The 350-nt window shown below is 41.7% G+C and carries 1 protein-coding gene; it reads left to right on the top strand.

Annotated features, from left to right (window positions below; genetic code table 11):
* The coding region (locus tag B4F91_RS14815; RefSeq protein WP_288635941.1) for a class I tRNA ligase family protein at positions 1-350 on the top strand (350 nt) is incomplete at both ends.

Here is a 350-nt window from a genome sequence, read left to right on the forward strand (position 1 = left end):
AAGCACTTGATAAATCAGCGCTTAGTAACCCACAAAAAGTACTGCGTCGTGAGCTACACAAAGCCATTGCAAAAGTGAGCGATGATATTGAGCGTCGTCAAACGTTTAACACTGCAATTGCTGCCATTATGGAGCTCTCTAATAAGTTATTAAAAGCGCCGTTAAACGATAAGCAAGATGTTGCTATTGCTAACGAAGCATTAGAAGCCCTACTTATTATGCTTGCGCCAATTACGCCGCATTTATCGCACCAGTTATGGCAAGAGCTTGGTAAAGAGGGTGACATTTTAGATGCAGCATGGCCTAAAGTTGACGAGTCTGCCCTTGTTGAAGATGAAAAATTAATCATC

Source organism: Pseudoalteromonas sp. UBA6610, assembly GCF_002433295.1.
In the GTDB taxonomy this organism is placed as follows: Bacteria; Pseudomonadota; Gammaproteobacteria; order Enterobacterales; family Alteromonadaceae; genus Pseudoalteromonas; species Pseudoalteromonas atlantica.